This window comes from Oxalobacteraceae bacterium OTU3CAMAD1 (assembly GCA_024123915.1).
GTDB lineage: Bacteria > Pseudomonadota > Gammaproteobacteria > Burkholderiales > Burkholderiaceae_D > Rugamonas.
Genome location: CP099650.1, coordinates 311,192 through 334,849, shown reverse-complemented (window position 1 = coordinate 334,849; position 23,658 = coordinate 311,192). Strand labels below are relative to the sequence as shown.

The window sequence follows — 23,658 nt, the reverse complement described above, 5'->3', positions numbered from 1 at the left end:
CGACGGTTTAAACCGGAAAATAGCAGTTCAGGCAGCAAAAAATGCAGTTCGTCACAATCGGCTGGAAGTGGTTCGCCGCTTTGCATACAGTAGCAACATTGCAAAACGGCGGCAGCGCGAAGACAAGGACGACAACGTCCGCCGCGCAGGGCCGTCGGGACCGCATCCATTTGCCCTGCTATTTTCTAGGTAATTCCCGAGAGAGAATAGTCTTCGCCAGCCTCCGGGCTGGCTTTTTTTTGTCCCTCAGATCCGGGGTCAGGTCCTCCATTGCTACACGGACTAGGCTGTAGCGCGCAGTTTCCCGTTCGACGGCTCAGCTTGTGTAGCAATGGAGGACCTGACCCCGGAGTTGCTTTGGTTAGCCGGGGCTGCGGGCGGCTTTTTGGCGCAGGCGCGCGCGCCATTCTCCCAGCGCCGAGAGCGCGCCCTGGAATTCGCGCTCGATCAGGTCGGCTTCGGCGGCCGTGACCTTGCCGTCCATTAGCGCCGTCGAGACCGCTTCGGCTACCGATCCCACCTGGCTCATCACCTTGCACACCGTTTGCGACAGGTCGTCGTCGCCGATGTTCTCCGGCAGCGGGACGACGAACGCGGCCATGCCGTGGCGCGTCAGCAGCGCGTGCAGCGGCAGGTGCGCATCGGCCACGCCGGCGCGGTGGCACAGGTCGACCACCGCCGACACTTCCTCGAACGACGGATAGTGCGAGGCGATCGTCGGCGCCAGCTTGTTGCGCAGTACGTTGACCGAGATCCCCATCGCTTGCGCGAGCGCGTCGATGCCGCCGGGATAGCTGCGCGCCACCTTGTAGAGCGCGTCGTGTTGATTCATGTCGAAGTATTTGCGAGTCATGGTGAAGCGAGCCTTTTATTACCGATGCATCCGCCGCGATCGGGCGCTATGCTGCTTTTTATTCAACTTCTTTATGAAAAGACATCATGAAGCCCCTTCAATCCGCACTGCTGCTGAGCTTTTGCCTTGCACTCGGCGCTTGCGCTCCGGCGCAAGCGGAAGCTCAGCCATATTTTGGCACATCGTCAACGTACAAAAGTGGATTTTCTTCACAAAAAGGCAATACCCAGAGGAGCCGGCCGTCGGCGCCGCCGGCCAACCGTCAAAGCGGTCCCGGCGCGTTCGGCAAGGCGCCCGGCTCGCCGGCGTCCGCCTATCCGCGCAATAGCCCGGCGAATTCATCTGCGGCCTCGCGCGACCTCGACCGCAGCGCGGCGCAAGCCCGGGCATTGAACAATCTGGAAGCCCGGCGCGCCGCCGAGCGCGCGCCCGCCCCATTGCCGCCGTTGGGCGATACGCCGATGCGTCCGGCCCCGTCCGCGCAGCCGGAGACGATGGCGGCCCGCAACAGCGCCACCGCGCCGCCCGGCTATCCGCGGCAGGTCATCGTGCAGCGGCCCTCCGGCAATAGCGGTCTGATGAGCGGCGTGGTCGGCTTCATGCTGGGACGTGCAATGAGCCAGGCCAACCAGCCGGTGGCCTACCCCACATCTTCGACCCCGCCAGTCGCGACGACCTACCCGACCACGGCGGGGTCGGTGCCGCCGCCCACGCCGGCCATCAACCAGGCCGGCCAGATCACCGGCATGCCCGGCCTCGGCGATGCGCCGGCCGTCAATGCGCGCACGCCTGCGCCGCCTCAACCGTCGTTCGGCGCCAGCGTACTACGCTGGTTCGCCTGGCTGGGCCTGGTGAGCGGGATCGCCTGGGCGGCCGTGTTCGCGGTGCGCAAGGTGCGCAGTCTGCGCGCGGCCCGACAGCCCCACTATTCATTCGAGAGGAATTGAGATGAGCTGGACGGACGCTTATAACTACCTGCGCAACGGCGTGGCCAAGCTGGGCGGAGCCGACGCGCCCCGCACCGATCAGGACCTGCCGCTGGGCGCGCGCATCGGCAGCCTGGTGCGGTTGCAGCAGTCTCCGCTGCTGGGCGCGCTTGCCAACGGTTCGCTGATCGCGATGCCGGACGCCGACGACAACCGCGTCGTCGCGGTCTCGCAAATCCGCCTGAAGCAGACGGGCGACCTGTACCGCTATTACCTGGACACGGGCGGCGTGAACGAGAAGGAAAAGTTCTTACAGGTGTACCAGAACCCCGAAGGCAAGGTGGCCGAGGTGATGTATTGCACCCAGCTGGCGCGCGTGATACCCGAGACCGTGGAAGACCAGGAAGCCTACATGGGCCTGGCCAACGCCGGCCTGGGCGACCGCAGCTACACCTTGTGGCGCGCGCAGCTGGGCGATATCGGCCTGGACGAGTCCGACCTCGAGCTGGTGTTCGGCACCGACGAGGGCATCGACTACTGGCGCGACGCCGGCAGCGACGACGAGGAATTCATCGCGCCCTTCTCGGGCACCGAAACCAGGATCGACAACCCGAGCGGCAGCCTCGGCTTGCGCCAGGAAATGTATTTCATGCCGTACGTGCGCCAGTTGCGCAACGGCGGCAGCGAATATTTGCTGATCACGACTGAGATCATCAGCAGCGTGAACGGCGATGCATCGAAACGCGGGATCCACGTGGACTTTGTCATCGGCATCCCGGTGGAGCAGGAACGCATCGTTATCCAATGATGCGCATTTTTAACGTCAATTCAAAAAGGAAGACCGACATGAGCAACTCGAATGGCTGGGGTTTGACCGCGCGCCTGATCTCCAAACACTTTGGCGCCTTGGGGGACCGCGTGTCCGAAGCGATCGCCAATTTTGATCCGGAAACGGCGACCGAGGCCGACCGTGACCGCCTGGCCGACAGCCTGCGCAGCACCGCGCAAAAGCTGGCGGCCGCCCGCGCCTCCTTCGACAAGGAGGCGGCGGACGTCGTCAAGCTGCGCCAGTTGATCGCCACCGACGAGCAGGCCGCCGGTACCCTCGCCGACCGCCTGGCCTCCGGCAAGATTTCGGAAGCGACCATCACCCTGTTCTGCGACGAGCTGGAGTCGAACAAGCAGCGCATGCCGCAGGAGTTGCAGGAGGAGGCCGATGCCCGCCAGTACATGGACGAGCTGCAAACCATCGTCGACGCGCTGTCCAAACAACTGGCCGAGTTCGATTCGGCGGCCAAGAAGGCGATGCAGGCGCTGGCCAGCGCGCGGGCCCAGCAGGATTTGCAGGAGCTGCGCGCCGAGCGTCAGGCCCAGCTGGCCGGCCTGTCCGGCATGCGCGGCAATTCGAGCGCCCTCAACGCGCTGACCCGCCGCGCCCAAGCCATCAACAACGAGGCGGCCGGCCTGAAAATCGTCACCGATATCGGCCAGCGTCCGTACGAGCAGGCGGCCGAGCTCGAAGCGATCCGCAAATCGGTGACACAGCCCGGCCTGGGCAACGAATCGGCGCTGGCGCGGCTGCAACGCCTGTCGGGCCAGCAAGCCGCCACGCCGGCCGCTCTGGAGATGAGCAAATCGTAAGCCACGCGGCGGTTAGCGTGAATTCGCTACAATAGAGGCCGGTGGCATCGTGTTGATGCCGCCGGTTTTTCTTTTTGATTGGAATGAATATGCAAGCGATCCCGCCGTCAGAGTCCCTCATCGAATACCCGAGCGACTTCCCGATCAAGGTGATGGGGCCGACTCATATCGACTTCGCCCCGACCATCGTACTGGTCGTGCAAAAGCATGACCCGGAATTCCACGAAGGCAAAATGGAAGTGCGTCCCTCGGCCAAGGGCAACTACACCGGCCTGACCGTGACCGTGCGGGCCGTCAGCCGCGAACAGCTCGACGCGCTGTATTCCGAATTGTCGGCGCACCCGATGGTCAAGATCGTCATGTAAGTTGCTGGCGCTGGAAGGCGGCTATCTCTTCCAGCAACCAGTTGCGGAACGCCACCACCTGCGGCCTGTCGGCCGAGGCGGCTGGCGAGACGAAGAAATACTCATCCGGGCAAGGCGTGGCGATATCGAACAGCCGCACCAGTTGCCCGGAGGCGATCTCCTGCATTGCCACCACATGGCGCACCAGCGCCACCCCGTTGCCGTCGGCGGCGGAGCGTATCAGCATCGACAAATCCTCGAACATCACCCCGCCCGATGGCTCGGCCATATCGACGCCTGCCGCCCGCAGCCAGGGCGACCACGGCTCGACCGAGCGCAGCAGCGTTTGCTGCGGCAGGTGTAGCGGCGTGGCCGGCAGGTGCCCATCGCGATAGTGGGGACTCACTACGGGGTAGTAGACGTCGCCCATCAGGCGCTCCACCACCATGCCCGGATAGTTGCCCCGCCCAAAACGGATGCCGACATCGATGCCGTCCCGCGCCAGATCCTGCAGTTGCCCGCTCGACTGCAATACCACCTCTATATCGGGATGCAAGTCGATAAAGCGGCCGAGCCGGGGCGCCAGCCAGCGCGCCGCGAACGACGGTATCGACGTCACCGTCAGCCGCTGGTTGACGCTGGCCGCCCGCATCGCATCGGCAGCGACGGCGATATCGGCGAACGATTTGCCTAAAAACTGGGCAAATTTGAGCGCGTCGCTAGTTATTTTCACCTGTCGGCCGTGACGGACGAACAGCGGCCTGCCCAATTCCTGTTCCAGCGCCCTCACCTGATGGCTGATCGCACCATGCGTCAGATGCAACTCTTCCGCCGCCCGCGAGAAGTTCTCGTGCCGGGCCGCCGCCTCGAAGGCGCGCAAAGCGGAAAAATTGGGCAGGCGGCGGCTGGCGCTCATCAGGTCGGCATGCTGTGGATAACTATGTGAATAAAATTAGCAAGAATCACGAAAATATAACGTTATACAGGCGCTACGGCAAGGTCTAACATGTGAATAAATCTACCCAAGCCGGAGCCGCCATGTCTTTTATCCTGTACGCCGATAGCCTGTTCACCAGCCCTTACGCCCTGTCCGCCTTTGTGGCGCTGACCGAAAAAGGCGTGCCGTTCACCTTGCAAACGGTCGATCTGGAGGCCGGGCATCAGAAACGCAGCGATTACGCCGACCGCGCACTCACCGCCCGGGTGCCGGCATTGGTGGAAGGCGATTTCGTGTTGACCGAGTCGACCGCGATCACGGAGTATCTGGAGGAGAGCTTCCCGGCGCCGGAATATGTGGCGTTGTATCCGAAAGACCGGCGTCAGCGGGCGCGGGCGCGGCAGGTCCAGGCGTGGCTGCGCAGCGATCTGGTGCCTGTGCGGGTCGAGCGCGACACGGAAACCGTGTTTTTCGGCAAGGCCAGCGCGCCGCTGACGGAGGCCGGCCGGGCAGCCGCCGATAAGTTGATCCATGTCGCCGACCAGCTGGTGCAGGGTCCGAATCTGTTTGGCGAGTGGTCGATCGTCGATGTCGATTTGACCATGATGTTGAACCGGCTGATCTTCAACGGCGACGAGGTGCCGCAGAAACTGAAGGATTACGCCGCCGCCCAGTGGCAGCGTCCGTCGATCCAGCAGTGGCTGGCCCGTCATCAGCCGGGATAACCGCCTTCAGCCTCGCTTTGCGGGGTGATTTATAATGGCGGCATGACGTCTCCTACCCATACCGAGCCGGCGTTGATCCGCCACCTCGGTCTCGCCGACTACGACAGCACCTTCGCCGCGATGCGCGCCTTTACCGACGCGCGCACGCCGGACACCCGCGACGAACTGTGGATCGTCGAGCATCCCCCCGTCTTCACGCTGGGTCTGGGCGCCGACCGTGGCCACCTGCTGGCCGGGGCCGCTGCCATCCCGGTGGTGCAGACCGACCGGGGCGGCGAAGTCACCTACCACGGCCCCGGCCAGGTGGTGATTTACCTGCTGATCGACCTGCGCCGCAACAAGCCCGGCGGCAAGCTGTACGCCCGGCAATTCGTCCATAAAATCGAGCAAGCGATCATCAATGTGTTAGGGGCGTATAATCTCGTCGGTGAGCGCGTTGAAGGCGCGCCGGGCATTTACATGGCCGGTGGGCCGAAGCAGGGCGCCAAAATCGCCGCGCTCGGCTTGAAAGTACGCGGCAACGGTTGCACCTACCATGGGCTGTCGCTGAATGTGGCGATGGATTTGGCCCCGTTTTCCTGGATTAATCCTTGCGGCTATGCCGGACTGGAAACAGTCGATATGCGGTCCGTCGGCGCCCAGGCGCAATTGTCGGACGTGCAACAGCAACTGGCCGACGAACTGATACGCGTCCTGGCTCTTGTAGAACCAGCAACGCCAGAAACACCAGCAACACACGAATAACCAAACTATGCCCGCGAGGGCGCGCAGCCAAATGACCACTGACACCACCTCCAGCATCGCCCCCGCTTACAACCCGAGCGAAAAGCAAAAAGGCGCCAGCAAGACCGCGCGCATCCCGATTAAGATCGTGCCGATCGAGCAAGTTGAGCGTCTGAAGAAGCCGGAGTGGATCCGCGTCAAGGCCGCGTCGGCCTCGACCCGTTTCTACGAGATCAAGGACATCCTGCGCGAGAACAAGCTGGTCACCGTTTGCGAAGAGGCGAGCTGCCCGAACATCGGCGAATGCTTCGGCAAGGGCACGGCCACCTTCATGATCATGGGCGACAAGTGCACCCGCCGCTGCCCGTTCTGCGACGTCGGCCACGGCCGTCCCGATCCGCTGGACAAGGAAGAGCCGGGCAACCTGTCGCGCACCATCGCCGAGCTGCGCCTGAGCTACGTGGTCATCACCTCGGTCGACCGCGACGACTTGCGTGACGGCGGCGCCGGCCACTTCGTCGAGTGCATCCAGAACACCCGCGCGCTGTCGCCGAAGACCCAGATCGAAGTGCTGGTGCCGGACTTCCGCGGCCGCCTGCAAAAGGCGCTGGACATCTTCAAGGACGGCCTGCCGGACGTGATGAACCACAACCTGGAAACGGTGCCGCGTCTGTACAAGGAAGCGCGTCCGGGTTCGGACTACATGCACTCGCTGCAACTGCTCAAGGAATTCAAGGAGCTGTATCCTGAAGTCAAAACCAAGTCGGGCATCATGGTCGGCCTGGGCGAGACCGACGAGGAAATCCTGCAAGTGATGCGCGACATGCGCGAGCACAACATCGACATGCTGACCATCGGCCAGTACCTGGCGCCATCGAACAGCCACCTGCCGGTGCGCCGGTACGTGCACCCGGACGTGTTCAAGATGTTCGAAGCGGAAGCGTACAAGATGGGCTTCAAGCACGCCGCCGTCGGCGCCATGGTGCGCAGCTCGTACCACGCGGACGAGCAGGCGCATAACGTGCTGGCCGCCGTCAACGAGTAAACACTTAAAGAACGGGGTCAAGTCTGTCATTCGGACACGACCTCATCTTTTTGGCGCGGCGCGATCTGCTCTTTCGAGCGCGGCGATAGCACGGCTCACCGTTTTCACCGAGACCTGAAAATAGGCGGCTATCTGGCTCATCGTGTAGACGGTAGAGTGGTAGGCCTCGGCCATTGCTATCTCGCGCGGTGAGAATTTAGCCGCGTAGCCTTCGAGCGGTAAGGCGGTCGCTCGCCGTTGCTCCCTCGCGATTTCACCGGACATCTCGGTCGTTGCTGATTTCCGGTGTTGCGCGATGAATTCGTCGTCGCCCAAAATGCACCGGAAAGCCACTTGCTCAAGCGGGCTCTCCGCGTCAATCCCTGAGAGCAGGAAAGCGAGATAAGCCTGTCTCGCAGATACGGGATCCTCGCCAAATGAATCCAATAGCCACTTAGTGTTCATCCACGATGGCGACGGGCGGTCCCCCAGCATAAATTGGAGACTGCTCCATTCCCAGTCTCCCAATTTATCGACGATGCCCGCTCGAATGGGGTTCAAAACGATGTAGCGCGCCAGCTCCAGCAGGTAGCTTTCTTTCTGAACCAATATTGCGTGGTACCTGCCTTGTAACACGTGGCCGACCAAGTCGTGGCGGCGGTTATAGTATCGGGAATAGACACTGTTCAATTGCCGCATGCCCTGGCCAAGGTTGCCGTCGGGTGTTTCGATGAGCAAGTGATAGTGGTTCGTCATCTGGCAATAGGCGTGAATCACGAAGTGAAAGCGGTCGCACATGCGCGCAGTTTCTTCGAGCCAGACGAGACGATCTTGCCTGTCGCAGAATACCCTTTCGCGTCGGTTGCCTCGGCAAGTGACGTGATAGAGTGCTCCAGGAAATTCAAGTCTGAGAGGTCTAGCCAATCTTGGTCTCCTGACAGCCTATTGAGAGAACATGCCAGTCCGGCGTAGTCTCCGTTCGGATTTTTTCGAAGTAGGGCTGAGCGCGTGTCCGAATGTCAGACTTGACCCCGGATTTGGGTACGTCCGCCGGCATCTGGCACCTCCGCCAGAATGTCTGCATATAGCGCGACCAGCTTTGCACCCTCGCCATCCCACCGGTACTTGCTTTCGGCCGCGCGCCTGCCGTTGCGGCCCATCTCGTCGGCCTCCTCGGGATGCGTCAGCAGGTAGTTGATCGCCTTGGCGATCGCGTTCGGGTTTTCGGGATCGACGCAGATCCCGCACTCCGCATCCTCCACAATCCCGCGCCACAGCGGAAAGTCCGAGGCGATCACCGGCACGCCGGCCGACATGTATTCGAACAGCTTGATCGGTAGCGCGTTGACGAAGTTCGGCTCAGGCTTCAAGGTCACCAGGCCGCACAGGCTGCGCGCCATGATCTCCCCCACCGTTTGCCGGTCGACGAAACCGTATTCCTCGACCTGGCGCCAGCCGCGATAAGTCCTTAGCTCCACGCGCAGCGCGGGCGGGTCGAACGCGCCGGCCAGCAGCAGCTTGACAGGCACCATCTCCAGTGCCTGGATGATGTATCGGATACCGCGCATCTCGTTGATCGCGCCGACGTAGCAGACGCTGTCGCGCGGGAATGCGGTCAACACCGTCGCCGGTGTGCCGGCGAGCTCGTTGATGGCCGGATAGTTGTGGATCACCGCCACGCGCGCCGCGCTCTTGTCGAACAGCGCGCCGATGTACGGCGTGGCCGCGACCATGGCGGCGAAGCGCCGCGCCGCGAAGTGCTCGACCCCGCGCGCGACCGAGCCGATGACATGGCGCAGCGGCCCCGGTATCCATTGCTTCGAGTGGATGTCGGCGCGCAGGTCCTCATGCAGGTCGTAGATGACTTTGCGGCCCTGCCAACTCAGCAGCAAGCCATATGGAATCAGCTCGGGATCGTGGAAATGGTAGACATCGGCGTCCAGCGCCCTGGCCGTGCGGTAGCAGCGCCAACTGTGCGCCACCATGCGCCGCAAGCGTCCGGCGGGCAACGCCGCGAGGGGATGGATGGTGACTCCGGCGCCGGCCGCTTCGGCGACCTGCGTCTCGTCCGCGCCGATGACCAGGTGCACGTCGAAACCGGCCTGCGCCAGCGAGACGCACTGCTTACGGTAGATGCGGATGTCGAGGCCCGGATGCACCGACGAAAAATGGCAGACTTTTTTCATGGTACGGCTCCGTCGCTAAGCCGCCAGCCTGGAGGCCCCGGTCTGCCGGCGCGGCACGCGCGTCGGGTCGACCAGCCATGCCAATAGCAAGGCCTCATCGAGCAGGCCGGGGTCTTGCGACAGCGCTTCGTCGGACAGCAGCGTGTCGAGCTGTTCGCTGCTTTTGAGGGGGCCCTGCAACGCCGTCGCATGGTCGAAGATGGTCCCGCGCAGCGCGGCGCCGATACCTTGCGTGATCCAGTTCTGCGTGACGTCGAAGCCGCGCTTCTTGCGATTGAGCCGCACGACGTCCGGCACCAGTCCCTTGGCCGCTTGGCGCAGCATCCATTTGCCGTAGCCGTTGGCGATCTTCATGCGCGTCGGCAGCGCCAGCGCGAATTCGATCAACCGATAATCCATGAACGGCAACCGGGTCTCGATGCCGTAGCCCATCGAGTTGCGGTCCTCGTAGCGCAGCAAGGTGGGCAGGCTCCATTGCTGGATATCCTCGATCTGCCGGTCCGGCAGCGATATGCCGGCCTCGCCCCACAGGTTGTGCGCGCCGGGCTCCCAGTCGAGCAGGCGGAAAGCGGCCGCCTTGCTCTTGCCGCCCTTGTAGCGGTTCAGGTTTTGCCAGTACATGCGCGCCTGGCCGGCCTCGTGCGCCAGCATCAGGCCCAACGAATACATCAGCCGCAACGCGTCTTTCGCCTCGCGCCGGTGCAGCGCCTCGCGCAGCGCGATGACGATGAATTTGCGGTAGCCGGCGAAGATCTCGTCGCTGCCTTGCCCGCCCAGCAGCACCTTGAAGCCGGCGTCGCTGACTTCGCGGAACACGGCGTTCTGCGCGAGCGGGCTCAAACCCGAAAACGGCGCTTCCTGGAAGGCCATGGTCTTCTCCAGCACCTCGTACAAGTCCCAATTGCTGTAGCGCGGCCAGACGTAGGTGACGCCGATGCCGGCGGCCTTGGCCAGCGATTGCGTGCCGGGGCCTTCGGACGTACGTTCGGACGGCGAGCCGAACGAGAACGCGTGCGTGCGCGCGCCATGGCGCTGCATCATGCAGGCGATCGACGCCGAGTCCAGGCCCGCGCTTAACGATACCGCCACCGGCACGTCGCTGCGTAAACGCAGCTGGACGGCGCTGTCGAACAGCTGGCGGCATTCGTCGAGCAGGTCGGCGTCGCCCGTGTGCGACATCGCCTCGCGCCGCAGGGCCACCGCGTCCCGCAGCGAATACCATCTGCCTTGGGTGAAGCCGATGCGCTCGGGCGACAATTGGAACTTGACCCAGCATCCGGCGCCGACCGCGTTCACGTGTTTGTAGGGCGATCCGGATTGCGCGGTCTCGTAGGCCTTGTAGCGCACGCCGCGCGCGCAGTAGTCGGTGTCGATGTCGGTGCCGACCATGCCGGCGATGCTGGCGACCGACGAGCCGAAAGCGATATCGCCATTCGGGCAGCGTCCCCACAGCAGCGGCTTGACGCCGAAGCGGTCGCGCACCAGCCAGAGCTCGCCGGTTCTTTCATTCAACGCGGCAAAGGCGAACATGCCGTTGAGTCGCTGCAAGGCGTCCGGGCCCCACAGCGCCCACGCGCGCAACAGGACCTCGGTGTCGCTGCCGCCGTTAAATACTTGCCCGGCGGCTTGCAGTGCCGCGCGGATTTCGCGGTAGTTGTAGATCTCGCCGTTGTAGACGATGGACCAGCCGGACTCCGCATCGACCATCGGCTGCGCGCCCAGCGCCGACAGTTCGATCACCGCAAGCCGGCTGTGGGCGAAGGTGACGGCGTGGCCGCAACAGGCGACTTGTCGGGAACCGCGCGCATCCGGCCCGCGTCCATTGATATAGCGAAAGGCGGCGACCAGTGCGGCGGAGGTGTCGCATTGCGCTGCGCCATTGTTGATCATGCCCCATATTCCGCACATTTTTTTGTTCTCGCGATCGATGAAAGTGGCGTTGATCGTAGCTGAACAAAAAGACAACGGATGCGACGTGGGTCAATATCGCGCGTGATCCCTCTACACCTGCATATCGAACGCGCGCTCGACGAACCAGACCAATGCCACCAAGGCGATCGCGGCTGAACCGCCGGTGAGCACGCGGCGGTAGAACACGGTATTTCGCAGCGTAAATGCCAGCGGAAGGAATAGTGCGACGATGCACAATTGCCCGATTTCCACGCCGAGGTTGAATCCAAACAAGCTTGCCAGCAGCGCTGTCTTTGGCAGGCCGAGATCGATCAGCACGCTGGCGAAGCCGAAGCCGTGGATCAGGCCGAACACGAAGGCCGCGACCGGCCGCCGTCCCCGGAACAGCGGGTAGATGTTGTTGACCGCAGCCAGTATCACCGAGGCGGCGATGGCCGATTCGACAAAGCGCGACGGCAGCGCGATCAGCGACAGGCTGGCCAGGGTCAACGTCAGCGAGTGCGCCAGCGTGAACGCGGTCACCACCTTGAGCACGTCGATGAAGGAGCCGCGCAGATTGTTTGCGGGCGCGGCCAGCAGCACCGCAGGCAGCAGCAGCGATAGCAGGAACAGGATGTGGTCGTAGCCGATCCAGATGTGCCACACGCCCTCCTTGATGTAGGTGGCGAATTGCTGCCAGCGGTTCGGCGCAGTTAGCGACAGGGTTTGTTGCGCGTGCTGCGGATCGAGGATGGCGGTGGAGGTCTCGCCGTCGTGCGTCAGGCGCAGCAGGCCTTTGTGTTGGGGATCGAGGTCGGCGAAGAGGCGGTAGTCGATGGTTAGCTGTGTCACCGGTTTTTGGCACGCGACGCCGAAGCGCATCACGCTGTAGGCGCCGTCGGTGTGGTCGTCGATCAGTTGGTCGGCGATGTTGATTGTGCACGGACCGTTTTCGGTTGATAGCTTCAGGCGTTCCAGCGCGTAGGCGGAGATGGCGGTGTGGCGCGCGCGGATTTCGTCCCAGGTCAGCTTGCCGTCGCCATCCTGATCGAGGCCGATGGCGAAGTCCAGGTCGCGCAGGGCGATGTCCCACTGGCCGGTGATGTTTTCGCCCTGGGTGGTCAGCGACAGATAGCTGTCGCTCGGCTTGTGCGCCTGAGCCGGCAGCATGGCGCCGAACAGCAGCGTAAAAAGTATGAGGAGGCGTGCCATCATGTTTAAGTTGAGTCTTCGTTGAACCACGTAGGGCGGATTAGGCGGAACGCCGTAATCGGCCATCTTTGAGCCGCCGACTGAGCATGCATGGCCGATTACGCTTCGCTAATCCGCCCTACGTGGTTCCGTTGGTTAGTTGGCGTATCAGGCGCTGCGCGGCGACGTCTTCGATCTGATGCTGCTTTACCCAGTCAATCACTGGTTTCGCGGCGCCTACATCCCGCGCTTGCGCCGCCGCTTCCAGATAGATGCGTATGTCGGCCGGCTCTTTTTGTATCGCCCAGTTTTTCTTCGCCAGTGCCAATGCGGTCGGTGCATTCCGGCGCAGCATTAATTCAAAGCGCGCTTGCTCGCGTTGATGCACCGTATCGCCGCGCAGCGCGGCGGCGTCGAAGCGGGCGGCCAGCTCCTTGATGTCGGCGGCCAGCGCGCCGCTCTTGCCATCCTGCTGCTGCAACGCCAGCGCGCGCCGCAATAACAGCGCGTCGATCCGCGATTGGTCGCGCAACAGCGTCAACACCTCGCCTGGCCGCTTTTGCTCCAGCAGGAGGTCGGCGTAGGCGCCAAGCAGATAGCTGTCATTCGGGGCCATGGTCAGCGCGCTTTTAAAGCGCGTCTCTGCCACCGCGGTGTCGCCGCGCCGCTGCGCCATTTCGGCCAGCAGTGTCAGCGCCCATTCCTTCAACTCCTCCGGCGCGTTGGCGCTGCGTTCCAACGTCAGGTCCAACAGCTGCTCGCTTTTAACCGAGCGGCCCGTGACCGTGCCGACATTGGCGATGCACGTCACGGTGATCAGCTCTATCGACAGGTTCGACAAGTGTGCGCAGCTGGCGGTGGCGCCGTCGTAATCGCCCTGCACCGTTTGCACTGTCGCTTGCGTCAGCCACGCCTGCGCGTTGTCCGGCTGCGCCGCCAACACGCCTTTCAGGTCCGCCAGCGCGGGACCGAATTGATGGGTGCTTTGCAGCAGCGTTGCGCGCAGCAGGCGCACCTGCGGCGGTGGCGCGGCCTGCGACCACCATGGCGCCAGCGCGGCCTGCGCGTAGCCCAGATAGCGCGGATCGGTTTCACTGCGGCCCAGCGAAATGTAGCGCTGCGCGACGCTGGTGGCCAGCGCGATATCGGTCGGCTTGGCGTTCAACTCCGCGCGCAGGCTGCGCAACTGCTGTTGCACCGGATCGCCACGGCGCGGCAGCGTTTCGATCACTTGCTTGCCGCTGGACGGAATGTAGGGCGCGGCTTGCGCGGTGGCGGCCGATAACGCCAGGGCGATGAATATTCTTGTTCTCATGATGGCCTCTAAACGGCGTAAAGGGCGGACCGTGCGGCGTCCGCCCTTGTCACTGCTTGCTTACTTCACGGTTGCCGGTTCCGTGTCATCCGGCGTAGTGACGGCGACAGAGTCGGTCGCCGTCGGCTCGGTGGTGGTTTCGCTGCCATCGCCGATGAGGGACATCACCGCAGCGAAGAAGCTATCCAACATGCTGACCGGCGGCGTGACCACCGGTGGCGTGACCACAGGCGGCGTTGGCGGTGGCGTGGAGGCGATATGGTCGCTGCCGCCGCCGCAGGCGCTCAACGCGAGCACGCATACCAGGCCCAGATATTTAAGGGATCTCATGTCGTCCCCCTTACATCTGCGGCGAACCGGCGATCGGCGTTTTCAGGTACGGGAACGAGGCGTTGAAGAAGCTGTCGTCCAGGTAGGCGCCGTCGGTGAAGTGCAGGCCACCGGCCGGTGCGTCGGCCGGTGCGCAGCCCAGGTTCAGGGTGCACAGTTTGCCCATCACCACGCGCAGTGCGATGTCGACCACGTCGTCGCCAGGACGACGGCCGTTCGGGAAGCCGGCGTTGTCGCCGTCGATCACGCCAAGGCGCTTCTGCGCGCCGGCGGCGACGGCTGGCGTCGACGTGTTCAGGCGCAGCATTTCAGACGCGGTGACGGTGGCCGGCTGGTTCAAGCCTTTCACGCCGGTGAGGAAGGCCGCCACCAGGTCGTTGCGCGGGAAGTTGGTCGGCGCTTTGGCGCCGGCTTTGCCGTACAGGATTTCGATCAGCGCTGGCAGGGTTGGATTGGTGACGTAGGTGGCGAACTGGCCATCGCCGCCAGGCTTGCTGGCGTTGAAGGTGTCCTTGTCTTTGAGGCCGATGACGACTTCATTGACCAGCGGTGCGCCCAGGCGCGATACCTGGGTCCAGGCGCCGCCCTCTTTCGACGGCGAGCTCGAATTCGGCGTTGGGTTCAACAGGCGTCCCTGGCGCACGCTGGCGGTGGTCCAGCCGCCGATGACCGGGTCGGCCCCGGTGGACGCGGTCAGGCAAGATGCCGCCACTTCCAGCTCGATCGCCGTCACGTTCTTGGTCGCCAGGTCGTCCTTCGCGCCCTTCTCGGCGCCGGCGGAGAACTCGGTGGCCGGCGCTTTGATGTTGACCAGATCGAAGGTCTCGCCCAGGTTGACGACGAATGGATCCTTGCGCTGGCCGACGAACAGGCGCGCCGGCGTGCTGCAACCGGGGATGTTGACGTTGTAGACGTGTGCCGCCGCGTAGGCCGCATAGTTGGGAATCGACTTGTTGCCGATGTTATCGAGCGGTTTGTCGAACGTGGCGCCGCCGGCGACGTTGGTGACGGCCGCCTTGGTGCCGGTGCGGCGGTCGCCGCGCACGACGTTGACGGTGTAGGTCTCGCGCACGTTGGCGCCCGGGGCGTTGACGCCGGCGATGGCGCCGCCGTTGATCACCAGCGGAATCGACACTTCCTTGCCGCCGACGGTCAGCTTGGTGTCCTTGTTGGTGTTAGTGAAGCGGAACTGGAACGTCAGGTCTTCCTTGGCGTCGCCGTTGTTATCGATGTGGATCTCGTACAGCGCGTTCGGATCCATGGCGAAGTAGTTCGGGCCACCGTAGGCGTCCTGCAGCGGCACGTAGTCGGCGATCAGGGTGACGAAGTTGGATCGGCCGCTCTCGTAGCTGCGGAACATGTAGAAGTCGGTGGCGTCGACTTTGGGACTTTGCGTGACGAACGGTGCTTCGCGGTGGCTGGACGCGATGGCCGCCGGCGCGATGGCGCCGGCCAGCGTGCCTAGAACGGCCACGTACAGCGCCTGCTTAAAGATTGTTTGCATTCGATTTCTCCCCAACTGGTTGATTTGATTGGACTGCACGGTCGTATACGCGGGGTCCACGGCGCCAGATTCAGATTCGATAAGATTTTTGAAAATATATTTAGAAATTGTGTGAAAGCGTTACGCGCCAGGTGCGCGACTCGACCGGATGCGAGTGGACGTCGTCGACGCCCTCCGCCGGCTCGCCGGGCAGGCGCGAGGCGTAGTAGTAATCGATGTCGCTGGCGCGGCGGTTGAACAGGTTGAAGCCGTCGAGGGTGAGTTTGGTGCGTTTGCTCAGCTGGTAGCCGATGCGGCCGTAGGCCAGCGCCGTCGATGCCGAGCGCACGCTGTTGTCCTCGATGAGCGGGCGCGGTCCGAAGTAGCGCAGCTCCATGCCGCCGAACCAGCGCCCGAGGTCCTTGACGGTCACGCCGAACGAGGCCACCTTGTTGAGCGAACCGGGCACGCGGTTGCCGGCCGGGTCGTCGCGGCGGTAGCGGGCGCGCGAGGCCGACAGATCCAGGTCGAACAACAGCCATGGCGCGGCGATGTAGTGGTTGCTCCATTCGATGCCGCTGCGGCGGCTGGGTCGGCTCGCCTCGGTGTCGCCGCTGTCGCCGACGTAGACCAGTTCGGAGTCGATGTCCAGGGTCCACAGCGACAGCGAGCTTTGCAGGCCGCGTACCAGTTCGCTGCGCACGCCCAGTTCGGCGCCGCGCGTGCCCACCAGCGGCGTGGCGCGGTCGGGCGCGAGCACGCCCCGGGCGTCGTTGCTGTGGAAGCCGGCGCCGTAGTTGATGAAGTACTCGGTGCTGGCCCACGGGCCGAAGATCAGCGACAGCTTCGGCGAGGCCTTGTTCGCGCTGGCGTCGCGACCATTGACGTCGAAGCGGTAGGCGTCATAGCGCAAGCCGGCGATGGTGCGGAATTCCGGCAGCCAATAGCTGGTGTTCTCCAGATACAGTCCGGCGCTCGCCTCCTTGACGCGGTCCTCGCGCACTGTGCTCAGGCGCTCACGTTGCCGCGTGGCGTACAGGCCGATCGGCGAGATATGGTCGTAGCGCGTCTGCACGCCGACCTTGTTGCGCATGTCGATGCCGGCGATCTTGTCGAGCCAGGTCTGGCTGGCGTTGAAGCCGCCCATCGTGCGGCGCTCGCTCTGCTGGAACTGGTCGCCGTTGACCGGATCGGCCAGCAGATAGGTGAAGTTGCTGTACAGATCCAGGCTGGAGCGCACTAAATAGGCTGACGCCTCGGTGATGCGGCCGTCGGCGCGCCGGTGCATGTCCCACGACAGGCTGCTGCGCGACGTTTCGCCGCCGTCGCTGGCGTCGATGGTGCCGAAACGATCGATCAGGCCGTCGCGCACGGCGCGTTGCGGCACCTGGTCGGTCGCGTTCCAGCGGTTGCGGTAGGCCATGGCGGTGACGCTGTAGCCGTTTTGCGCGTCGCCACGGCTGTAGCGCAGCATGGCGTTGTATTTTCGCACCTGTTCCGGGGTTTGCCACGGACCGTCGTTGCGGCCCAGGTCTATGCCGTACAGCAAGGTGCCGCCGGCGGCGTCCATCGAGTCCGCCAGCAACGCGCGGCGGTAGCCGTTGCGTCCCAGGGTCAGGCTGGCGATGCCGTCGGGCAGGCGGTCCGACAGGCGGATGTGGGCCGCGCCGGCCGACGAAAAGTCGCCCTCGTCGGCGAAGTAACTCCCCTTTTTATAGTCGATGCGCTGGACCAGCTCGGGGATCAGGAAGTTGAGGTCGGAGTAGCCCTGGCCGTGGGCGTTGCTGCGCATATTGACGGGCATCGCGTCGACATAGGTGGCGAAGTCGGTGCCGTGGTCGAGGTTGAAGCCGCGCAGGAAGTACTGGTTGGCCTTGCCGTCGCCGCTGTGCTGCGTGACGATCATGCCGGGCACGAATTCCAGCAGCTCGCCGGTGCGCAGCGCGGCGCGGCTGGCGATCAGGCTGGAGGTCACCGTGCCCTGGCTGGCCGCGTCCGAGGTGCCGACCGCGTTGTCGTAATGCGCCAACACTGTCACCCGGGTCATGGCCACCGCGCCGGCCACTTCGGCGTCCTCGGCGGCCAGCGCCATCCCGCCCGGGCCCTGGGCGGCGGCGACCGCCAATACCGTTGCCATCCTGCGTTTGATCCCCATCGCGTCTCCCACCCGAGTTATAAATTCTTCAAAGTTACGGACTTGTACGGCGGTGGAAGCGGTTCGGATTCAATTGTTGACCCGATAATTTATTCGCGCGCGCGCGGGAGAATATGGTATTTTTCACACGCTCGATTTGTTTTCCATCAATGCATCATCACTTTCAAGGCGGGCTGTGTCCGACGTTCACTCACTCGATCCCCAGCAGCTGCGCACGTGGCTGCAAGGCGCCGCCAACCGCGATGACGCCGCCTTCCGTTCCCTCTACGACGCCACATCATCGAAACTGTTTGGCTTCGCGCTGCGTATATTGACCAAGCGCGAACTTGCCGAAGAGGTGTTGCAAGAGAGTTTCGTGGCGATCTGGAACAACGCCGGCAGTTATCAAAGCCATTTGGCCGCACCGATGACGTGGATGACCACCATCGTGCGCAACAAGGCTTTCGATCTCTTGCGCCGCAGCGATGTGACCACCGAAATCGATGGGGAACAGTTTGACAGCGAGGTTATCAATGCACTACGGGACCCGGGCGCCACGCCGATCGAGGCACTTCAGATGAGCAGCGACGCCAAGGCATTGGCCTATTGCATGTCCGCGCTGGAAGGGCTGCACCGCCAGGTGGTCGGCCTGGCCTTTTTCCACGACCTGTCGCATAGCGAGGTGGCGGCGCAGATGGCGCTGCCGATCGGCACCGTCAAGACCTGGATACGCCGCAGCCTGGAACGGTTGAAGACCTGCCTGTCGAAGCGGGAGCAATCATGAACATCCGCGACAACGGGCCGCTGCGCGAGAAGCTGGCGGCGGAATACGTGCTCGGCACATTGAAGGGCGGCGCGCGGCGGCGTTTCGAAGGCTATATGCACAACGACGCGGCGCTGCGCCGCACCACGCAGGAGTGGGCGGACCGATTGACGCCGCTGGCCGAGTTCGCGACCCCGCAGACGCCGCGCCGCCAGGTCTGGACCAACATCGAACGGCGCCTGAACCTGAAGCGCGCGCACTCGGCGTGGCAATTCTGGCGCAACGAGTCGGTCACGTTCTGGCGTTCGCTGGGCGTGGTGTCGACGGCGCTGGCGGCATTGCTGGTGGTGGTCATCACCACGCGCACCTTGGACGCGCCGCAACTCGATTATGTCGCCACTTTGACCGACGAGAAGTCGCAGACCGCGCTGGTGCTGACCGGCGACACCGGCCGCAAGGCGCTGACGGTGCGCATGGTGGGCAACGCGCCGGTGCCGTCGGATAAGTCGCTGGAACTGTGGGCGGTGCCCAAGCAGGGCAATCCACGCTCGCTCGGCCTTCTGGCCGATCGCGGCGAGGTCAAGCTGGCGCTGACCAGCAACGCCATCGGCGACGACGTCGCGCTGCTGGCGGTGACCCTGGAGCCGAAGGGCGGCTCGCCGAATCCGAACGGCCCGACCGGTCCTATCCTGTACAAAGGCGCTTGGGTACGCGTGATGTAAGTTGGTATCATCGTGAGTGTTGGGCATCGCCCTTACTCGCGAAAGAGATTCATGGACGCTCAAAAATTCACGCCCGAGTACTTCAACCAGTTCGGCCAGGAGACGCTGCCTTCGCATCTCGGCATCGTCATCACGGCGGTGCGCGAGGGCGAGTTGGTGGCGCAGTTCGAGGTCGCGGCCAAGCACCTGGCGCCAAACGGTTTCCTGCATGCCGGCAGCGTGGTCACGCTGGCCGATACCGCTTGCGGCTACGCCTGTTTCGCGCATCTGCCGGAAGGCGCGCAGAATTTCACCACCATCGAACTGAAGTCGAACCACCTCGGTACCGCGCGCGACGGCGTGGTCGTGGCGACCGCCAAGGCGGTCCATCTGGGCCGCACCACGCAGGTGTGGGACGCGGTGGTGACCAGCCAGGCCACTGGTAAAACAATAGCGTTGTTCCGTTGCACACAGATGGTTCTGTTCCCCAAATAGCTGATAAATTGTGCGGTGAAGAAACCCTCGCACAAGGATATGAAATGAGTCGATTCACGAAGATGGCCGGCATCGGCATGGCGTTGCTGCTGGCCTGCTCGCTGGCCGTAGCGCAGACGCCGTACACCGACGACAAGGTGTATCAGGGCCTGGGCGGCAAAGAGGGCATCAAGAAGATCGTCGACACCTTCATTCCGCTGATGCTGGCCGATCCGCGCATCAAGGAAAGCTTCGCCGATTTCGATATGGAGCAGCTCAACGTTCGCCTGCAGGAGCAGTTCTGCGAGTTCGCCGGCGGCCCTTGCAAGTACACCGGCAAATACCGCGACAAGACGATGGACGGCGTCGGCACCGAGCGTGACATGGCGACCGTGCACCAGGATTTGAAAATCACCAACGCGATGTTCAACGCGCTGACCGAGGACCTGCAGATCGCCATGGAGCGCAACAACGTGCCCAATGGCGTGGCGAACAAGCTGATAGCCAAGCTGGCGCCGATGCAGCGCGCCATCGTGACCAAATGATCCGGCCGGGAGCCTCGCAGTGAACAACCATTCTTTGAGAAGTATCCTCGCGGCGGTGACCGCGGCTTGTGCCTGCGGCGGCGCGGCCGCGCAGGCGATGCCGGATATGGGCAAGTTCCTCGCCACCGGGGGCGTCAGCCAGGTCGAAGGCGCGGGCGGCGGCGGCATCGTGCCGTGGGCGCTGATCTCCGGTTACGGCACGCGCGACAGCTGGGGCGCGAACACGCACTACACTTATCTGAAAACCCAGGACTACAAGCTGACCAGCTACGGCGTGGCGGTGGGGATCGCGGACCGGGTGGAGATTTCGCTGGCCAACCAGGAATTCAAGGGCAGCCTGGCGCCGCTTAACCAGCTGGCCATCCAGCAGGATATCGTCGGCTTGAAGGTGAAAGTCGCGGGCGACGCGGTCTACGAGCAGGACAGCTGGCTGCCGCAGATCGCCGTCGGCGCCATGTACAAGAAGAACAAGGGCATCGGTGGCCTGGGCGCGCTGGGCGTGACCAATGTGACGCAGTTGGGCGCGAAGGACGATCATGGCTACGACTACTACGTCGCCGCCACCAAGATTCTGTTCGAGCAAAGCTTGCTGCTGAACGCCACCCTTCGCTCGACCAACGCCAATCAAATGGGCTTGCTGGGATTCGGCGGCGACCTGCGCGACAGCCGGCGCTTCATGCCGGAGTTCTCGGCCGCGTATCTGGTCACGCGCAAGCTGGCAGTGGGCGCCGAGTACCGGCGCAAGCCGCGCAACCTGACCGTCGACGACGAGAAGGCGTATTACGACGCCTTCGTGGCCTGGTTCCCGACCAAGAATTTTTCGGTCACGGCGGCCTACGCGGAGCTGGGCGACATCACCATCTTCAATCCGAAGAAGCAGCACGGCGTGTACGTGTCGGTGCAGGCGGGCTTCTAAAACACGTAGGGCGGATTAGGCGGAACGCCGTAATCGGCCATGCATGCGCCGCCGATGACGCATGCATGGCCGATTACGCTTCGCTAATCCGCCCTACGTGTATCCTGGCTTAGTAGGATTTATACGGCAGGAATTTGCCGCTCAGGACCACTTGCACGCGGTCGCCCTTGGGATCTTCCTCGCGCTGGATGTCCATCGAAAAATCGATCGCGCTCATGATGCCGTCGCCGAATTCCTCGTGGATCAATTCCTTGATGGTGGTGCCGTACACGCTGACGATCTCGTACCAGCGGTAGATCAGCGGATCGGTCGGCACCGCCGACGGCAGCGAGCCTTTGTAGGGCACGATCTGCAGCCACGCGGCCTCCTCGTCGGTCAGGTCGAACAGCCGCTGCGCGGTGTCGGCCTGCTGGCGGTTGAACGTCATCTGGCCGAGCAGCGCGGCGGTCGTCCACTCCTTGCTCTGGCCGATCTCTTTGGCGATGTCGCCCCACAGCATTTTGCGGGCGACTTTGACGGACAGGATTTTATGCGTGACTTGTTGGCGGTCCATGACGACTCCTTGGGTTGGGATGGTCATGGAGCATGCAAGCGCTGTGCCAGCGCAGGCTGGGTGAGGGCTCTTAGCCCTTGAGCGACGCGGCCAGCAGCTTGTGCAGCTCGTCGAAATCCGGCTTGCCCAGATAACGCTTGAGGATTTTGCCATCCTTGCCGACGACGAAGGTGGTCGGCGTCATGGAGACGTCGCCGTAGGCCTTGGCGGCCGAGCCGTCCGTGTCCAGCGCCACCTTGAAGGGCAGCTGGCGCGTTTCGGCGTAGTTGATGACGTAGTTGGCGGGGTCGTAGCTCATCGCCACGGCGACGAATTCCATGCCCTGCGGCTTGAATTTGTTGTAGGTCTCGACCATTTGGGGCATTTCGGCCACGCACGTGGTGCACGACGTCGCCCAGAAATTGACCATGTAGACTTTGCCGCGCAAGGCGTCCGGGGAGATCTTCTCGCCCTTGATGGTGACGAAGCCGACATCCGGCGCGACCGGGCGCTTGTTCAGCGAGACATAGCCGCCAAAGCCGATGGCGGCGATCACCACGGCCGCCAGCACCGGCTTGATCCAGCCGCGCGAAGACGAAGTAGGGGAAGGAGCAGCGGAAGTGAGCGTATCTTGCATGATGGAGTCGGGCGCCGTAGAGGGTGCGATCATTATAGACCGGTATCCCCGACGACGCCCGCGAGCCGTTTTTTAGGCGAACTTTACTGCACCGAGTGGGTGGTGGCGCCACCGCTGTCGGCGTTGGCCGGAGTCGCCGCCGGTGCCGGGGCTGCGGCAGGCGTGGCCTGATACTGCTTGTACTCGTCCTCGGAGATGTACTCGAACACCTTGACCACCTTGTTCACGCCGCTGACGCCACGGGCGATGTCGGCGCCGATCTGGCCTTCGCGCTGGGTCACGCGGCCCTGCAGGTAGACCGTGCCGCGCTCGGTGGTGACCTGGTAGGAGTTGGCCGAGATATCCTTGGCGTCGACCAGGCTGGCCTTGACCTTGGTGGTGATCAGCGTGTCGTTGGAGCGCGAGGTGTAGCTGGCCGGGCCGGCGATTTCCAGCTCGTTGGTGACCGAAATCACGCCTTCGACGCCGCGCACTTCGCGCTCGGCGGCCGCTTTCATGGCCTCGTCGCGCACTTCGCCGGTCAGCAGCACACGGCGGTTGAAGCTGTTGACGTTGGTGTGGCCGGCGTCGCCGACGACGTTGCGCAGCTTGTTCGCGGCCTTGATCTGGATCGTGGTGTCCTCGGTCTGGGCGCCGAAGGTGCGGCGGTCCGACGCGGCCAGCGTGCCGCTGATGGCGCCGCCGGCGACCAGCGCGATGCAGCCGGTCAGCGAGGTCATCATCGTTGCGCACAGCACGCTCAGGACCAGCGGGCGCTGGATCTTGTTCCAGATAGCACCTGGGTTAGTCATTCACATCTCCTCCGAATAGCGCGACGTCGATGCCGTCGCAAATGCAATGTATGGATACCAGATGGACTTCCTGGATACGGGCGGTGCGGTCGGCCGGCACGCAAATATGGACGTCGGCGTCGGTCAGCATTTTGCCGATGGCGCCGCCGCCCTTGCCGGTCATCGCCACCACGCGCATTTCGCGTTCCAGCGCCGCTTCGATGGCCGCCATCACGTTGGCCGAGTTGCCCGACGTCGAAAACGCCAGCAGGATGTCGCCGGCCTGGCCGAACGCTTGCACCTGCTTGGAGAAGATCTCGCGGTAGCTGTAGTCGTTGGCCACGGCCGTCAGGATCGAGGTGTCGGTGGTCAGGGCCATCGCCGGCAGCGGGAAGCGTTCGCGCTCGAAGCGTCCCACCAGCTCGGCCGCGAAGTGCTGGGCGTCGGCGGCCGAACCGCCGTTGCCGCACACGAGGATCTTGTTGCCGTTGGACAGCGCCGAGAACATCAGTTCGATCGCCTGCGCCAGATGCGGGGCGAGGACGGTGGCGGATTGGATTTTGATTTCGGCACTTTCGTGGAAGTGCGCCAGGATGCGTTGATTATTCATAGTGTGCT

26 protein-coding genes are annotated in these 23,658 nt (G+C 63.6%); 12 read left to right on the top strand and 14 right to left on the bottom strand.

Going from position 1 to position 23,658, the window contains the following annotated elements:
* Positions 1-361 precede the first annotated feature (361 nt).
* Positions 362-853, bottom strand: a complete 492-nt coding sequence (locus NHH88_01360) for a phage regulatory CII family protein (GenBank protein USX14475.1) — start codon at positions 851-853, stop codon at positions 362-364.
* An 86-nt stretch (positions 854-939) separates the two neighbouring features.
* On the opposite strand from NHH88_01360, the gene NHH88_01355 reads away from it, so the two are divergent.
* From NHH88_01355 to NHH88_01340, 4 genes are all read left to right on the top strand, one after another.
* Positions 940-1,800, top strand: coding sequence for a hypothetical protein (locus NHH88_01355; protein USX14474.1), 861 nt, complete (start codon positions 940-942; stop codon positions 1,798-1,800).
* A gap of 1 nt (position 1,801) precedes the next feature.
* A complete protein-coding gene (locus NHH88_01350) occupies positions 1,802-2,587 on the top strand; it encodes a YjfK family protein (protein ID USX14473.1) in 786 nt (261 codons plus the stop codon).
* 38 nt (positions 2,588-2,625) lie between these two features.
* The gene (locus NHH88_01345) at positions 2,626-3,420 is read left to right on the top strand and encodes a hypothetical protein (GenBank protein ID USX14472.1); all 795 of its coding nucleotides are present in this window, start codon (positions 2,626-2,628) and stop codon (positions 3,418-3,420) included.
* A gap of 89 nt (positions 3,421-3,509) precedes the next feature.
* The gene (locus NHH88_01340; protein ID USX14471.1) at positions 3,510-3,785 is read left to right on the top strand and encodes a DUF493 family protein; all 276 of its coding nucleotides are present in this window, start codon (positions 3,510-3,512) and stop codon (positions 3,783-3,785) included.
* On the opposite strand, the gene gcvA is transcribed toward NHH88_01340, so the two are convergent.
* A complete protein-coding gene (gcvA, locus tag NHH88_01335) occupies positions 3,778-4,680 on the bottom strand; it encodes a transcriptional regulator GcvA (GenBank protein USX14470.1) in 903 nt (300 codons plus the stop codon). The genes NHH88_01340 and gcvA overlap by 8 nt on opposite strands.
* Before the next feature lie 122 nt (positions 4,681-4,802).
* Here gcvA and yfcF point away from each other — a divergent pair, with 122 nt between their 5' ends.
* Genes yfcF through lipA form a run of 3 tightly spaced genes read left to right on the top strand, consistent with a single transcriptional unit; the run spans position 4,803 to position 7,194 of the window.
* Positions 4,803-5,426: a glutathione transferase gene (yfcF, locus tag NHH88_01330; GenBank protein USX14469.1), complete on the top strand. Its 624-nt coding sequence runs from the start codon at positions 4,803-4,805 to the stop codon at positions 5,424-5,426.
* A gap of 42 nt (positions 5,427-5,468) precedes the next feature.
* The gene (lipB, locus tag NHH88_01325; GenBank protein ID USX14468.1) at positions 5,469-6,170 is read left to right on the top strand and encodes a lipoyl(octanoyl) transferase LipB; all 702 of its coding nucleotides are present in this window, start codon (positions 5,469-5,471) and stop codon (positions 6,168-6,170) included.
* A gap of 31 nt (positions 6,171-6,201) precedes the next feature.
* On the top strand, positions 6,202-7,194 hold the full coding sequence (gene lipA / locus NHH88_01320) for a lipoyl synthase (GenBank protein ID USX14467.1): 993 nt from the start codon (positions 6,202-6,204) through the stop codon (positions 7,192-7,194).
* A gap of 42 nt (positions 7,195-7,236) precedes the next feature.
* Here lipA and NHH88_01315 read toward each other — a convergent pair whose 3' ends face one another.
* The 8 genes from NHH88_01315 to NHH88_01280 form a co-directional block, all read right to left on the bottom strand.
* Complete coding sequence (locus tag NHH88_01315; GenBank protein USX14466.1) at positions 7,237-8,097, bottom strand: transposase; 861 nt, start codon at positions 8,095-8,097, stop codon at positions 7,237-7,239.
* A gap of 95 nt (positions 8,098-8,192) precedes the next feature.
* A complete protein-coding gene (locus NHH88_01310) occupies positions 8,193-9,359 on the bottom strand; it encodes a glycosyltransferase family 4 protein (protein USX14465.1) in 1,167 nt (388 codons plus the stop codon).
* A 15-nt stretch (positions 9,360-9,374) separates the two neighbouring features.
* Entirely contained in the window at positions 9,375-11,249 is a 1,875-nt protein-coding gene (asnB, locus tag NHH88_01305) for an asparagine synthase (glutamine-hydrolyzing) (GenBank protein USX14464.1), read from the bottom strand.
* Between the two features lie 111 nt (positions 11,250-11,360).
* Positions 11,361-12,464 carry a HupE/UreJ family protein gene (locus tag NHH88_01300; protein ID USX14463.1) on the bottom strand — a complete coding sequence of 368 codons (1,104 nt, stop codon included), beginning with the start codon at positions 12,462-12,464 and terminating at the stop codon, positions 11,361-11,363.
* A gap of 115 nt (positions 12,465-12,579) precedes the next feature.
* Positions 12,580-13,755: a hypothetical protein gene (locus NHH88_01295; GenBank protein USX14462.1), complete on the bottom strand. Its 1,176-nt coding sequence runs from the start codon at positions 13,753-13,755 to the stop codon at positions 12,580-12,582.
* A gap of 60 nt (positions 13,756-13,815) precedes the next feature.
* Positions 13,816-14,085: a hypothetical protein gene (locus NHH88_01290; protein USX14461.1), complete on the bottom strand. Its 270-nt coding sequence runs from the start codon at positions 14,083-14,085 to the stop codon at positions 13,816-13,818.
* 10 nt (positions 14,086-14,095) lie between these two features.
* A complete protein-coding gene (locus NHH88_01285) occupies positions 14,096-15,589 on the bottom strand; it encodes a DUF4331 domain-containing protein (protein ID USX14460.1) in 1,494 nt (497 codons plus the stop codon).
* A 100-nt stretch (positions 15,590-15,689) separates the two neighbouring features.
* On the bottom strand, positions 15,690-17,723 hold the full coding sequence (locus NHH88_01280; protein ID USX14459.1) for a TonB-dependent receptor: 2,034 nt from the start codon (positions 17,721-17,723) through the stop codon (positions 15,690-15,692).
* A gap of 175 nt (positions 17,724-17,898) precedes the next feature.
* On the opposite strand from NHH88_01280, the gene NHH88_01275 reads away from it, so the two are divergent.
* The 5 genes from NHH88_01275 to NHH88_01255 all read left to right on the top strand — a co-directional run bounded on the left by NHH88_01275 (position 17,899) and on the right by NHH88_01255 (position 21,101).
* A complete protein-coding gene (locus tag NHH88_01275) occupies positions 17,899-18,486 on the top strand; it encodes a sigma-70 family RNA polymerase sigma factor (GenBank protein ID USX14458.1) in 588 nt (195 codons plus the stop codon).
* Positions 18,483-19,187 carry an anti-sigma factor gene (locus tag NHH88_01270; protein ID USX14457.1) on the top strand — a complete coding sequence of 235 codons (705 nt, stop codon included), beginning with the start codon at positions 18,483-18,485 and terminating at the stop codon, positions 19,185-19,187. Before NHH88_01275 ends, NHH88_01270 begins: the two co-directional genes overlap by 4 nt.
* A 51-nt stretch (positions 19,188-19,238) precedes the next feature.
* Complete coding sequence (locus NHH88_01265; GenBank protein ID USX14456.1) at positions 19,239-19,661, top strand: PaaI family thioesterase; 423 nt, start codon at positions 19,239-19,241, stop codon at positions 19,659-19,661.
* 44 nt (positions 19,662-19,705) lie between these two features.
* On the top strand, positions 19,706-20,185 hold the full coding sequence (locus NHH88_01260; GenBank protein ID USX14455.1) for a group 1 truncated hemoglobin: 480 nt from the start codon (positions 19,706-19,708) through the stop codon (positions 20,183-20,185).
* Between the two features lie 97 nt (positions 20,186-20,282).
* Entirely contained in the window at positions 20,283-21,101 is an 819-nt protein-coding gene (locus NHH88_01255) for a DUF3034 family protein (GenBank protein USX17501.1), read from the top strand.
* Positions 21,102-21,210: 109 nt separating this feature from the next.
* On the opposite strand, the gene cynS is transcribed toward NHH88_01255, so the two are convergent.
* From cynS to NHH88_01235, 4 genes are all read right to left on the bottom strand, one after another.
* The gene (gene cynS, locus NHH88_01250) at positions 21,211-21,654 is read right to left on the bottom strand and encodes a cyanase (protein ID USX14454.1); all 444 of its coding nucleotides are present in this window, start codon (positions 21,652-21,654) and stop codon (positions 21,211-21,213) included.
* 70 nt (positions 21,655-21,724) lie between these two features.
* Complete coding sequence (locus NHH88_01245) at positions 21,725-22,270, bottom strand: TlpA family protein disulfide reductase (protein USX14453.1); 546 nt, start codon at positions 22,268-22,270, stop codon at positions 21,725-21,727.
* An 83-nt stretch (positions 22,271-22,353) separates the two neighbouring features.
* The gene (locus NHH88_01240) at positions 22,354-23,061 is read right to left on the bottom strand and encodes a BON domain-containing protein (protein ID USX14452.1); all 708 of its coding nucleotides are present in this window, start codon (positions 23,059-23,061) and stop codon (positions 22,354-22,356) included.
* Positions 23,054-23,650 (bottom strand): phosphoheptose isomerase, encoded by a 597-nt coding sequence (locus NHH88_01235; GenBank protein USX14451.1) that lies wholly within the window; start codon positions 23,648-23,650, stop codon positions 23,054-23,056. The genes NHH88_01240 and NHH88_01235 overlap by 8 nt, the downstream gene beginning before the upstream one ends.
* Positions 23,651-23,658 lie beyond the last annotated feature (8 nt).